This is a genomic window from Pseudomonas sp. G3-19, from assembly GCF_054855875.1.
Map to the genome: position 1 here is coordinate 4,036,098 of NZ_JBMPIQ010000003.1, position 12,538 is coordinate 4,048,635.

A 12,538-nucleotide genomic window follows, 5' to 3' on the forward strand; every position below is an offset into this window, starting at 1 on the left:
TATGCGGATCATCAGTGTGAACGTCAATGGTATTCAGGCTGCAGTCGAGCGTGGTTTGCTCAGTTGGCTGCAAGCACAGAATGCCGACGTCATCTGCCTGCAGGACACCCGTGCCTCCGCCTTTGAACTGGATGACCCAGCCTTCCAACTGGATGGCTACTTCCTTTATGCCTGCGATGCTGAAGTCCCTGCCCAAGGCGGCGTGGCTTTGTATTCGCGGTTGCAACCGAAGGCTGTCATCAGCGGTCTCGGTTTCGAGACGGCCGACCGCTACGGGCGCTACCTGCAAGCAGATTTCGACAAAGTCAGTATTGCCACCTTGCTGCTTCCTTCGGGGATGAACGGCGATGAGGACTTGAACCAGAAGTTCAAGCTCATGGACGACTTCGGCAAGTACCTGGACAAGCAGCGGCGTAAACGTCGCGAGTACATTTATTGTGGCTCGCTGTACGTTGCGCAGCAGAAGCTCGACATCAAGAACTGGCGCGACAGCCAGCAATCCCCGGGCTTCCTGGCGCCAGAACGTGCCTGGATGGACGAGATTGTCGGCAACATGGGCTATGTCGATGCCCTGCGCGAAGTCAGCCGCGAAGGTGACCAGTACAGCTGGTGGCCGGACAACGAACAGGCCGAGATGCTGAATCTGGGCTGGCGCTTCGACTACCAGCTGCTGACCCCAGGCTTGCGCCGTTTCGTACGCAGCGCGCGCCTGCCACGTCAGCCACGGTTCTCGCAGCACGCGCCGCTGATCGTCGACTACGACTGGACGCTGACCATCTAAGCGTCGATCCGTCGTTAAAAAAATGCCCGTATCGCGAGATACGGGCATTTTTTATGCCGCGCCTGAAGCCGTCCTGACCTCAGACGGCGACAAAAAACGGCAAGGCCAGGTAAAGCTTGATGACGATCACGTTGATGATGTCGATGAAGAATGCACCGACCATCGGCACCACCAGAAACGCAATCTGCGAAGGCCCGAAACGCTGCGTCACCGCCTGCATGTTGGCAATGGCGGTTGGCGTTGCGCCCAGGCCAAAACCGCAATGCCCCGCCGCCAGGACCGCCGCGTCGTAGTTACTGCCCATCACTCTGAATGTCACAAAAATCGCAAACAGCGCCATGACCAACGTTTGCGCAGCCAGAATGATGAATATCGGCAGTGCCAACGCTGCCAGATCCCAGAGTTTGAGAGACATCAAGGCAATTGCCAGAAACAGCGACAGGCTGACATTGCCCAGCACCGACACTTCACGCTCGAATACCTGATACAGGCCCAGCGCCGATAGCCCGTTACGTAGCATCACCCCCACAAACAAAACGCAGACAAACGTTGGCAACTCGAATGCGGTTCCGTGCAGAAAGCCATTCAGAAGATTGCCAGCCAATAAACTGACCGCAATCAATGCCAGTGTCTCGATAAACGAAAAGGGCGTAATCGAGCGCTCTTTGTTCGGCTGCTCAAAACCCTTTGGCATCCGTGGCGTTTCTTGAAACTGGCAACCGGGCACCTCAACGCGTTTGATGAGCAGGCGGGCCACAGGCCCACCTATCAAACCGCCCAGGACCAAGCCGAAGGTTGCCGAGGCGATTGCAAGCTCGGAGGCCGAAGCAAGGCCGTACTTTTCACTGAATACCGTGCCCCACGCCGCCCCCGTACCGTGACCGCCCGCAAGCGTGATCGAACCCGTCAGGAGCCCCATCAAAGGATCAAGACCCAACGTTTTGGCAAGGCCAATACCCAAAGCGTTCTGAACCACCAGAAGCCCGGTAACCGCCAGTAGAAATATGCCGACTACGCGACCACCCTTTTTCAGGTTGGCAAAGTCTGCGCTCAAACCGATTGTGGCAAAGAACGCCAACATCAACGGCGTCTGCAGTGAAGTATCGAATCTGATTTCTATATCAAAAGTTCGCAATATCAATAAACCCAGCGCAACCACCAGTCCACCGGCGACGGGTTCAGGAATATTGTAATTACGCAGAAATCCGACTCGTGCAATAAGTCCGCGCCCCAGTAATAGCACCAGAGAGGCGGCCACGAGCGTTCCATAAAAATCGAGCTGGATCATTGGGGATATTCTTGGCTATTTATTCATCAGGCGCACTTTTACCCGCGCACGCCTATTGAATCGGCTGATTGTCTCAACACTGATTGATGTGGAATTCAAGGGCCTTTGATGGCTTGAATATATCGAGATATTTCTGAAGCAATGTTGCGCGGAGCAACCTTAACAATCGACAAGTCCTGTTGCCAAGGACTGAGATCGCGTTAAAGCATTGCAGTTGTGACTAAAAGTGTAGGCGTTAGATATATAAAAAATATCCACTACCGCTTGTCGCAGATAGAACTGCTCCTACACGAAAGAGTAATTATTCGAGTTGCAAAAACACAAATGCCCTGACAAGTCAGGGCATTTACATTAAAACTTTACGAGTCACGGAGGCTTTGCATTGATCGTTATTTGATCAGTCGCCAAGTGAATGGATAACGGTAGGGAAAGCCTTCGTTCGCCTTCACCCCGGCAATGATCGTCAGCACCAACGCGCCGATGGCCAGCAGGCCCAGCAAGAAGAAGCCGATGATCAACACCATCAGCAGCAGACAGATCGCGGCAGCAATCGCCACGGTGATTTGAAAGTTCAGCGCTTCCTTGCCCTGAGCGTCGATGAATGGATCGGTCTCGCGCTTCATTTGCCACAGGATCAGCGGCCCGATCAGGTTGCCGAACGGAATCCAGATCCCCAGCAAGGCGGACAAGTGACAAAACATCGCCCATTGGCGAACCTCCTGGCTCGGCTTGGGCAGCAACTCTTGCTCATCACTCATCACGTCCTCCTTGCGGGTTGCGAACCTGCTCAGTCGGCCAGTGCAGCCTTTTGCAGTTCGAAGATTTCGTTCATGCCTTTCTTCGCCAGTTCCAGCATGGCGTTCAGATCTTCAGGCTGGAACGGCGCGCCTTCGGCGGTACCCTGGACTTCGATGAAGCCACCGGTGCTGGTCATCACCACGTTGAGGTCGGTCTCGGCGGCGGAATCTTCAAGATAGTCCAGATCCAGCACCGGCTCGCCCTGATACATGCCGACCGATACCGCGCCGATCATTTGCTTGAGCGGGTCGCCGCCTTTCAGGCCGCCGCGCTTCTTGATCACTTTCAGTGCATCGACCAGTGCCACCATGGCGCCGGTGATAGAGGCGGTGCGGGTGCCGCCGTCAGCCTGGATCACGTCGCAGTCGACGTACAGGGTCACGTCGCCCAGCTTGGACATGTCCAGCGCAGCGCGTAGCGAACGGCCGATCAGGCGCTGGATTTCCAGGGTGCGGCCGCCCTGCTTGCCACGGCTGGCTTCACGCTGGTTACGCTCGCCAGTGGCGCGCGGCAGCATGCCGTACTCGGCGGTCAACCAGCCCTGGCCTTGCCCTTTGAGGAAGCGCGGCACGCCGTTTTCGACGCTGACGGTGCAGATGACCTTGGTATCACCGAATTCGACCAGTACGGATCCCTCGGCGTGTTTGGTGTAGTTGCGGGTAATGCGGATCGAGCGAAGCTGATCGGCAGCGCGACCACTTGGACGTTTCATAGGGAATACCTGTACTGGGGACGGAAAACTGCCGAGCATTATAGAGCGCTGCACCGCGCCTGGGCACGGGTTAAAAATTCCGACCGTCGACCCAGAGGCCTGAAACGCGCATAACCGACGGCCTGCAGCCCTTTGTCACACCGTGTGTTTGGGCGCATCCGCCGCACTGCGCTACAATCCTGCGCCTTTGCTGCCAGTCGGCTTAAATTCATTGATATCGAGCCTGCGGAACATCCCTTCTGCGCCGATCTGCATTGCGAGGTCACCGCCATGGTGCACAGCATGACCGCCTTCGCCCGCGTCGAGAAAGCCGGCGTCCAGGGCACCCTGAGCTGGGAGCTGCGCTCGGTCAACAGCCGCTATCTGGAACCGCACCTGCGCTTGCCGGAGTCGTTCCGCGACCTCGAGGGCGCGGTGCGTGAAGCCCTGCGTCAGGGCCTGTCGCGGGGCAAACTGGAATGCACCCTGCGCTTCACCGAAGAAAGCACCGGCAAGCCGTTGCAGGTCGACCGCGAGCGCGCCGCGCAACTGGTCGCCGCCGCCGAAACCGTTGCCGGCCTGATCAAGAACCCGGCAGCACTCAACCCGCTGGAAGTGCTGGCCTGGCCCGGCGTACTGGTGGCCGACGCCACTGATCCACAGGCGCTGAACGCCGAGGCGCTGGCGCTGTTCAATCAAGGTCTCAAGGAACTCAAGGCCGGCCGCGAGCGCGAAGGCGCGGAGCTGGCACGCCTGATCAACGAGCGCCTGACTTCCATTGAAGAGGACGTCGTGACCTTGCGTGAACTGGTGCCGCAGATGCTCGCGACCCAGCGTCAGAAAGTCCTCGACCGCTTCACCGACATGAAGGCCGAACTGGATCCGCAGCGCCTGGAACAGGAAATGGTCATGCTCGCGCAAAAAAGCGATGTGGCCGAAGAACTGGATCGCTTGAGCACCCACATCATCGAAGTGCGCCGGGTGCTCAAGTCCGGCGGTGCCGCCGGTCGGCGCCTGGATTTCCTGATGCAGGAGCTCAACCGCGAAGCCAACACACTGGGCTCCAAGGCCTTCGATCCGCGCAGCACCCAGGCCGCCGTCAACCTCAAGGTGTTGATCGAGCAGATGCGCGAACAAGTGCAGAATATTGAGTAAGGCAACAGACATGACCCACAGCACCGGCACCCTGTACATCATTTCCGCGCCATCGGGCGCAGGCAAGAGCAGCCTGGTCAAGGCTTTGACCGATGCCAATCCGGAGATCCGCGTCTCGATCTCCCACACCACCCGCGCCATGCGTCCGGGTGAAGTGGACGGCGTGAACTATCACTTCGTGACTCGCGAAGAGTTCGTGAAGATGGGCGAGCACGGCGATTTCCTCGAACGCGCCGAAGTCTTCGGCAACTTCTATGGCACCTCGCAAAGCCGCCTGCAGCAGACGCTGGACGAAGGTCACGACCTGATTCTGGAAATCGACTGGCAAGGCGCCGAACAAGTGCGCAAGCTGATGCCGCAAGCACGCTCGATCTTCATCCTGCCGCCGTCGTTGCAAGCATTGCACCAGCGCCTGACCAACCGTGGCCAGGACAGTGACGAGATCATTGACGGGCGGATGCGCGAAGCCGTCAGCGAGATGAGCCACTATGTCGAGTACGACTATCTGATCATCAACGACGATTTCGCCCATGCACTGGACGATCTTAAGGCGATTTTCCGCGCCAATCAGCTGCAACAGAAACGCCAGCAGGTACGTTTCGGCAAATTACTGGCCGAACTGCTCGGTTAATCAGCACTTCCCAAAACCGCTGCAAGCGCTTTACATTGGTGCTTGCAGCGCGTTGAAGGGTCTGGTCAAAAAATCAGCGCTTCCCTAATCGCTGGTGATTTTTTAAACTGCTCAGTCCGCTCGCCCAACCGGGCAGCGCGCATATTGCATTCGCTCCGAGGAATACCATGGCCCGCGTAACCGTTGAAGACTGCCTAGAACACGTGGAAAACCGCTTTGAGCTGGTCATGCTCTCTACCAAGCGTGCCCGTCAACTGGCCACCGGCGGCAAAGAGCCACTGGTCCAGTGGGAAAACGACAAGCCGACCGTTGTCGCCCTGCGTGAAATCGCAGAAGGCCTGATGAGCTACGAGTTCATCGCCGAGCAGGAAATCGTCCACGAAGACCCGGTCTTCGCTGCGTTCGAGGACGAGTCCAACGAGGCCGTCTAAGCCTATGCCTGGTCGACGTAGCACGGCGCGGGAACACAGCCTACGGCAGGAGTCATCATGCCGAGCATAGACGCCCTCGCCGATCGCTTATCGACCTACCTCGGCAACGACCAGGTCAACCTGGTCCGCCGAGCGTATTTCTACGCCGAACAAGCCCATGACGGTCAGCGCCGTCGCAGCGGCGAGGCGTACGTCACGCATCCTCTTGCGGTGGCGAATATTCTTGCCGACATGCACATGGACCATCAGAGCCTGATGGCCGCGATGCTGCATGACGTGATCGAAGACACCGGTATCGCCAAAGAGGCGCTGCAAGCGCAGTTCGGTGAAACCGTGGCCGAACTGGTCGACGGGGTCAGCAAACTGACCCAGATGAACTTCGAGACCAAGGCCGAAGCCCAGGCCGAAAACTTCCAGAAAATGGCCATGGCCATGGCGCGCGACATTCGCGTGATCCTGGTCAAGCTCGCCGACCGCCTGCACAACATGCGCACGCTGGAAGTGCTGTCCGGGGAAAAACGCCGCCGGATCGCCAAGGAAACCCTCGAAATCTACGCGCCCATCGCCAACCGGCTGGGCATGCACGCCATTCGTATCGAATTCGAAGACCTCGGCTTCAAGGCGATGCACCCGATGCGTTCCGCGCGGATCTACCAGGCGGTCAAGCGCGCCCGGGGCAACCGCAAGGAAATCGTCAACAAGATCGAAGAGTCCCTCGGCCACTGCCTCGCGATCGACGGCATCCAGGGCGAAGTCAGCGGTCGCCAGAAACACCTCTACGGCATCTACAAGAAAATGCGCGGCAAGCGTCGGGCCTTCAACGAGATCATGGACGTCTATGCGTTCCGGATCATCGTCGACAAGGTCGATACCTGCTACCGCGTGCTGGGTGCTGTGCATAATTTGTACAAACCGTTGCCGGGACGCTTCAAGGATTACATCGCGATTCCCAAGGCCAACGGCTATCAGTCGCTGCACACCACGCTGTTTGGCATGCACGGCGTACCGATCGAGATCCAGATCCGTACCCGCGAAATGGAAGAGATGGCCAACAACGGCATTGCCGCACACTGGCTGTACAAATCCAGCGGTGACGAGCAGCCGAAAGGCACTCACGCCCGCGCCCGCCAGTGGGTCAAAGGTGTGCTGGAAATGCAGCAACGTGCCGGCAACTCGCTGGAATTCATCGAGAGCGTGAAGATCGACCTGTTCCCGGACGAGGTCTACGTGTTCACGCCCAAAGGCCGGATCATGGAGCTGCCCAAAGGCTCCACGGCGGTCGACTTTGCCTATGCGGTGCACACCGACGTCGGCAACAGCTGCATCGCCTGCCGGATCAACCGCCGTCTCGCACCGCTGTCCGAACCGCTGCAAAGCGGCTCCACGGTCGAGATCGTCAGCGCACCCGGCGCGCGGCCGAATCCGGCGTGGCTCAACTTCGTGGTCACCGGCAAGGCACGTACGCACATCCGCCATGCACTGAAACTGCAACGTCGCTCCGAGTCCATCAGCCTCGGCGAACGCCTGCTGAACAAGGTGCTCAACGGTTTCGACAGCTCACTGGAGAAAATCCCGGCCGAGCGCGTCAAGGCGATGCTCACCGAATACCGCCTCGAACTGATTGAAGATTTGCTCGAAGACATTGGTCTGGGCAACCGCATGGCCTATGTCGTGGCGCGCCGCCTGCTCGGCGAAGGCGAGCAGCTGCCGAGCCCGGAAGGCCCGTTGGCGATTCGCGGTACCGAAGGTCTGGTGCTCAGTTACGCCAAATGCTGCACGCCGATCCCGGGCGACCCGATTGTCGGGCACCTGTCGGCGGGCAAAGGCATGGTCGTGCACCTGGACAACTGCCGCAACATCAGCGAAATCCGGCACAACCCGGAAAAATGCATCCAGCTCTCGTGGGCCAAGGATGTCACCGGCGAATTCAACGTCGAGCTGCGCGTCGAGCTGGAGCACCAGCGCGGCCTGATCGCCCTGCTGGCCAGCAGCGTCAACGCGGCCGACGGCAATATCGAGAAAATCAGCATGGACGAGCGCGATGGCCGCATCAGCGTCGTCCAACTGGTGGTCAGCGTCCACGACCGTGTGCACCTGGCCCGCGTGATCAAGAAACTGCGCGCCCTGACCGGGGTCATCCGCATCACCCGCATGCGTGCCTAATTCACACCTAACAAGGAGTCATACATGACCAAGACCGTTATCACCAGCGACAAGGCCCCAGCCGCCATCGGTACCTACTCCCAGGCGATCAAGGCCGGCAACACCGTCTACATGTCGGGCCAGATTCCTCTGGACCCAAAGACCATGGAACTGGTTGAAGGCTTCGAAGCCCAGACCGTCCAGGTGTTCGAGAACCTCAAAGCCGTGGCTGAAGCCGCTGGCGGTTCGTTCAAGGACATCGTCAAGCTGAACATCTTCCTCACCGACCTGAGCCACTTCGCCAAGGTCAACGAGATCATGGGCAAGTACTTCGACCAGCCGTACCCAGCGCGCGCCGCCATCGGCGTTGCTGCCCTGCCGAAGGGTTCGCAAGTCGAAATGGATGCCATCCTGGTCATCGAGTAATGCGCACGGCGCAGCCTTCAAACGCTGCGCCGACTGCTCTGCGGTAAAGAAAAGGTTTTGAAAGGATTCCACCATGCGCAAAGCGCTTGCTCTCTCGCTGCTCGCCATTTTCCTCGGCGGCTGTGCCAGCGACCCCGCCGACCGTGACATCAGCGGCACCTGGATCAACCAGGTGGCGATCGACGCTGCTGCCAAGGGCGGCCCCCTGCGCGAAGCGCTTCAGGCCTATGGCCCGAACCTGGAGTGGGACGTCAACACCAAGGCCGGTCAGGCCCGCTACACCAACGGTTTCGAGAACGTCGAAGGACGGCTGCAGGGCGAACAGTCCGGCGCCTGGAAAGTCGACTTCTATGGCAGCTCCGGCAGTGAGCTGAAGCGCGACGGCGGACGGATGAAACAAGCCGCCACCGAGAACGAGCCGGATCAGTTGTTCGACCGCGCACAAATCCCCGTGCCGGAAGGCGCACCGATTGGCGCCAGTTTCGAACGCGCACTGTATTCGGCCTATCTGGGCGGCAGCTGGAAGATTGCCAGCGGCGACGGCGAAGGCAACACCGTGCAGTTCCAGGCCGATGGCCAGGTCTCCGGCCTGCCCGGCGCCGACCGCTATGCCCTGTGCCTGGCAGGCGACTGCGCCTCGATGAACAGCGACCACGACAGCATGTGGCTGCAACTCAACGGCCAGGGCAACAACTGGATCTTTGCCCGCAAAGGCAAGGCGCTGGAGATTTTCCAGGCAGTGAATACCGCACTGGCGGATGAAATGCCGCAGTTCACCCCGGGTGAACGCAAGTGGTTGCTTGAGAAGCAGTAACCGCGCCTGAAAGTAACACTTAACCCTGTGGGAGCGGGCTTGCTCGCGAAGAGGGTGTGTCAGTCGACATCATGTTGCCTGACACACCCTCTTCGCGAGCAAGCCCGCTCCCACAGTGGTTTGTGGCGTTAGAAAGTCAGCACTTGCCTTCAAGAATCGCCGCATAGCCTTCACGATAACTCGGATACGTCGGCGTCCAGCCCAGTGCCTTCGCCCGGGCATTGCTGCAGCGCTTGCTGCCGGTGCGGCGTACGCTGGCGTCTTCCGCCCAATCGGTGACACCCAGATACTCGCGTAGCCAGGCGACCACTTCGGCCAAGGGTGCGGGCGCATCGTCCACCCCGATATAAACATCCTGCAACGGCGTGCCCTGATGAGCTGCCTGCAGCAGAAACGCCATCAGCCCCGCCGCGTCATCAGCATGAATGCGATTGCCGTATAGCGGCGGCTCGACCGCCACCCGATAACCGCGACGCACCTGGGTCAACAGCCATTCACGTCCCGGGCCGTAAATGCCGGTCAGGCGCACAATGCTCGCCGGGATGCCGCTGTTCAGCGCCACTTGCTCAGCCTCAAGCATCACTCGCCCGGAATAGCCGCTGGCGACGGTCGCTGAATGTTCGTCGACCCACTCCCCTTCCTGCTGCCCGTACACACTGCTGCTGGAAACGAACAGCAGCCGCTCAGGGGTCTGCCCATAGTCGTCCAGCCAGCTCAGCACGTTCTGCAAACCCTGCACGTAAGCCGCACGATAACCGGCCTCATCGTGATCGGTTGCCGCTGCGCAATACACCAGGTAATCCACCGCCCCGACCGGCCAGGTCTCTGGGCAATCTTCCTTGAACAGGTCTCCGGCGACGCCGATGACGCCATCCGGCAAACGCGAAACATCACGGCGCAGACCATGCACCTCCCAGCCGGCGGCCAACAATTGCGTAGCCAGACGACTGCCGACGTCACCGCAACCGGCAATCAAAACAGAAGGCGCGGACATGAAAAAACTCCCAAACGAAAGGAACAGACTAGCCCTCGCAAAGGACGAACGGCTAGCAATGAAGGAAAAAAAGAAACTCTATTACTTTTGTTAACAAGAATTACTTGCAATAATGCACCCCACTTTTGTTCTCGGCCTCACGAGGCCTGGAAGAGCATCACCGTTTTTCTACCTCAGGTCCGGCCAGCATGACACGTAATCAATTCCCCGCTTCGCCAACCACACGACCTCGCGCCTGGAGCGCGGTGGCGGCCCTGCTGCTCAGCCTGATGCTGGCGCCGACCGCTGCTTTCGCTGACGCACAAGCGCCAGCCGCTCCGGCTGCCACCGAACAGCACGCGCCTGCTACCGCCGCGCCAGCCGCCACCGACCCGGTACAGGCTGTAGACGCCAGCGCAGCAGACGCGCCTGAAGTGCTCGAACCTGACAACAGCTTGGGCATGGCCCACGACCTGTCGCCATGGGGCATGTACCAGAACGCCGACATCATCGTGAAAATCGTGATGATCGGTCTGGCCATCGCTTCCATCATCACCTGGACCATCTGGATCGCCAAAGGCTTCGAGCTGATGGGCGCCAAGCGTCGTCTGCGCGGTGAAATCGCTGCCCTGAAAAAAGCCGCGACCCTCAAGGAAGCCAGCGCCACTGCGGCAAAGGAAGGCACCCTCGCCAACCTGCTGGTGCACGACGCCCTCGAAGAGATGCGCCTGTCGGTCAACAGCCGCGAGAAAGAAGGCATCAAGGAGCGCGTCAGCTTCCGTCTTGAGCGTCTGGTCGCAGCCTGTGGCCGCAACATGAGCAGCGGCACCGGCGTCCTCGCCACCATCGGTTCCACCGCGCCGTTCGTCGGCCTGTTCGGTACCGTGTGGGGCATCATGAACAGCTTCATCGGCATCGCCAAGACCCAGACCACCAACCTCGCCGTCGTGGCGCCGGGCATCGCCGAAGCGCTGCTGGCCACCGCGCTGGGCCTGGTTGCTGCGATTCCTGCGGTGGTGATCTACAACGTGTTCGCCCGCTCCATCGCCGGCTACAAGGCGCAGGTGTCCGACGCTTCGGCGCAGGTCCTGTTGCTGGTCAGCCGTGACCTCGATCACCAGCCTGAGCGCAGCAGCTCACAACCACACATGGTGAAAGTGGGGTAATCGGCCATGGGCCTGCATTTGAAAGAAGGCGCAGACGACGATCTGGCCGAGAACCACGAAATCAACGTCACGCCGTTCATCGACGTGATGCTGGTGCTGCTGATTATTTTCATGGTGGCCGCGCCGCTGGCTACCGTGGACATCAAAGTCGACCTGCCGGCCTCGACCGCAAAACCGGCGCCGCGCCCGGAGAAACCGGTGTTCCTCAGCGTTAAAGCTGATCAGCGCCTGTACATCGGCGACGACGAAGTCAATGCCGATACCCTTGGCGCCGTGCTCGACGCCAAGACCCAAGGCAAGAAAGACACCACCATCTTCTTCCAGGCCGACAAAGGCGTGGACTACGGCGACCTGATGAGCGTGATGGATAAGTTGCGCTCGGCCGGTTACCTGAAGGTCGGTCTGGTGGGCCTCGAGAGCGCAGCCAAGAAATGATCACGACGCGCCATAAGCTGACGCGTTACAGCGGTAGCCTGGCCGTGGTGCTGGGCGTTCACGCGCTGGCCATCGCGCTGGCGCTGAACTGGACCGCCCGCCCGCCCATCGAACTGCCGCCGCAGGCAATGATGGTTGAGCTGGCACCGGTTCCGACCCCGCCACCGCCTGCTCCGCCGAAAGTCGTCACACCGCCGCAGCCACCGGCTCCGGTCGAAGAGTTGCCGATTCCGAAACTGGCTGAAGCGCCCAAGGCCGAGATTGCCGTACCGAAGCCCAAACCCAAGCCAAAGCCGAAACCGCAACCGCCTAAACCGGTGGAGAAAAAACCGGAACCGGTGAAGGAAAAACCTTCCGAGGAAAAACCGGCGGAGACGCAGCCGACCCAAGCACCGACGGAGAAATCCGCCCAGCCGGCACCGGGACCGTCGCCCGCACAATTGGCCGCCAAGGCCAGCTGGCAAAACACCCTGCTCGCGCACTTGGGCAAGTACAAAAAGTACCCGCAAAGCGCACAGGCACGGGGCAAGGAAGGCCTGAACCGTCTGCGTTTCGTGGTGGATGCCGAAGGTAATGTGTTGTCGTTCGAACTGGTAGGCCGCTCGGGCAACGCCGATCTGGACCGGGCCACCCTGGAAATGATCCGCCGCGCACAACCGCTGCCCAAGCCACCGGCGGACATGTTGACCAACGGCTCGATCGAAATTGTCGCGCCGTTTGTGTACTCGCTGGATAAACGCCGCTGATCCATTGTGGGAGCGGGCTTGCTCGCGAAAGCGTCGTGTCAGTCGACATCCATGTATCTGA

At 59.8% G+C, this 12,538-nt stretch carries 14 protein-coding genes; 10 read left to right on the forward strand and 4 right to left on the reverse strand.

Going from position 1 to position 12,538, the window contains the following annotated elements; all coding sequences use genetic code 11:
* Position 1 precedes the first annotated feature (1 nt).
* Positions 2–781, forward strand: a complete 780-nt coding sequence (locus tag ACOYXI_RS18600; RefSeq protein WP_003229491.1) for an exodeoxyribonuclease III — start codon at positions 2–4, stop codon at positions 779–781.
* Between the two features lie 79 nt (positions 782–860).
* Here the strand turns inward: ACOYXI_RS18600 and gltS are convergent, their stop codons facing one another.
* The 3 genes from gltS to rph form a co-directional block, all read right to left on the reverse strand.
* Entirely contained in the window at positions 861–2,069 is a 1,209-nt protein-coding gene (gltS, locus tag ACOYXI_RS18605; protein WP_096796084.1) for a sodium/glutamate symporter, read from the reverse strand.
* A gap of 389 nt (positions 2,070–2,458) precedes the next feature.
* Positions 2,459–2,827, reverse strand: coding sequence for a DUF4870 domain-containing protein (locus ACOYXI_RS18610; protein WP_003229492.1), 369 nt, complete (start codon positions 2,825–2,827; stop codon positions 2,459–2,461).
* A 29-nt stretch (positions 2,828–2,856) separates the two neighbouring features.
* A complete protein-coding gene (gene rph, locus ACOYXI_RS18615; protein WP_027610407.1) occupies positions 2,857–3,579 on the reverse strand; it encodes a ribonuclease PH in 723 nt (240 codons plus the stop codon).
* A gap of 270 nt (positions 3,580–3,849) precedes the next feature.
* Between rph and ACOYXI_RS18620 the strand changes: the two genes are divergently transcribed.
* The 6 genes from ACOYXI_RS18620 to ACOYXI_RS18645 all read left to right on the forward strand — a co-directional run bounded on the left by ACOYXI_RS18620 (position 3,850) and on the right by ACOYXI_RS18645 (position 9,157).
* Positions 3,850–4,713 (forward strand): YicC/YloC family endoribonuclease, encoded by an 864-nt coding sequence (locus ACOYXI_RS18620; RefSeq protein WP_102356281.1) that lies wholly within the window; start codon positions 3,850–3,852, stop codon positions 4,711–4,713.
* Positions 4,714–4,723: 10 nt separating this feature from the next.
* Positions 4,724–5,344, forward strand: coding sequence for a guanylate kinase (gmk, locus tag ACOYXI_RS18625; RefSeq protein ID WP_003229498.1), 621 nt, complete (start codon positions 4,724–4,726; stop codon positions 5,342–5,344).
* 167 nt (positions 5,345–5,511) lie between these two features.
* Entirely contained in the window at positions 5,512–5,775 is a 264-nt protein-coding gene (gene rpoZ, locus ACOYXI_RS18630) for a DNA-directed RNA polymerase subunit omega (RefSeq protein ID WP_003229503.1), read from the forward strand.
* A gap of 57 nt (positions 5,776–5,832) precedes the next feature.
* Positions 5,833–7,938, forward strand: a complete 2,106-nt coding sequence (gene spoT / locus ACOYXI_RS18635; protein WP_007920338.1) for a bifunctional GTP diphosphokinase/guanosine-3',5'-bis pyrophosphate 3'-pyrophosphohydrolase — start codon at positions 5,833–5,835, stop codon at positions 7,936–7,938.
* A 24-nt stretch (positions 7,939–7,962) separates the two neighbouring features.
* A complete protein-coding gene (locus ACOYXI_RS18640; RefSeq protein WP_003229509.1) occupies positions 7,963–8,343 on the forward strand; it encodes a RidA family protein in 381 nt (126 codons plus the stop codon).
* 73 nt (positions 8,344–8,416) lie between these two features.
* A complete protein-coding gene (locus ACOYXI_RS18645) occupies positions 8,417–9,157 on the forward strand; it encodes a putative periplasmic lipoprotein (RefSeq protein WP_027610405.1) in 741 nt (246 codons plus the stop codon).
* A gap of 136 nt (positions 9,158–9,293) precedes the next feature.
* Here ACOYXI_RS18645 and ACOYXI_RS18650 read toward each other — a convergent pair whose 3' ends face one another.
* Positions 9,294–10,151: an SDR family oxidoreductase gene (locus ACOYXI_RS18650; protein WP_098966278.1), complete on the reverse strand. Its 858-nt coding sequence runs from the start codon at positions 10,149–10,151 to the stop codon at positions 9,294–9,296.
* 188 nt (positions 10,152–10,339) lie between these two features.
* On the opposite strand from ACOYXI_RS18650, the gene exbB reads away from it, so the two are divergent.
* From exbB to ACOYXI_RS18665, 3 genes are read left to right on the forward strand one after another with little or no spacing between them, the layout of a single operon-like run.
* On the forward strand, positions 10,340–11,296 hold the full coding sequence (exbB, locus tag ACOYXI_RS18655) for a tonB-system energizer ExbB (protein WP_098966280.1): 957 nt from the start codon (positions 10,340–10,342) through the stop codon (positions 11,294–11,296).
* Positions 11,297–11,302: 6 nt separating this feature from the next.
* A complete protein-coding gene (gene exbD / locus ACOYXI_RS18660; RefSeq protein ID WP_007962355.1) occupies positions 11,303–11,731 on the forward strand; it encodes a TonB system transport protein ExbD in 429 nt (142 codons plus the stop codon).
* The gene (locus tag ACOYXI_RS18665; RefSeq protein WP_461675148.1) at positions 11,728–12,477 is read left to right on the forward strand and encodes an energy transducer TonB family protein; all 750 of its coding nucleotides are present in this window, start codon (positions 11,728–11,730) and stop codon (positions 12,475–12,477) included. The genes exbD and ACOYXI_RS18665 overlap by 4 nt, the downstream gene beginning before the upstream one ends.
* Positions 12,478–12,538 lie beyond the last annotated feature (61 nt).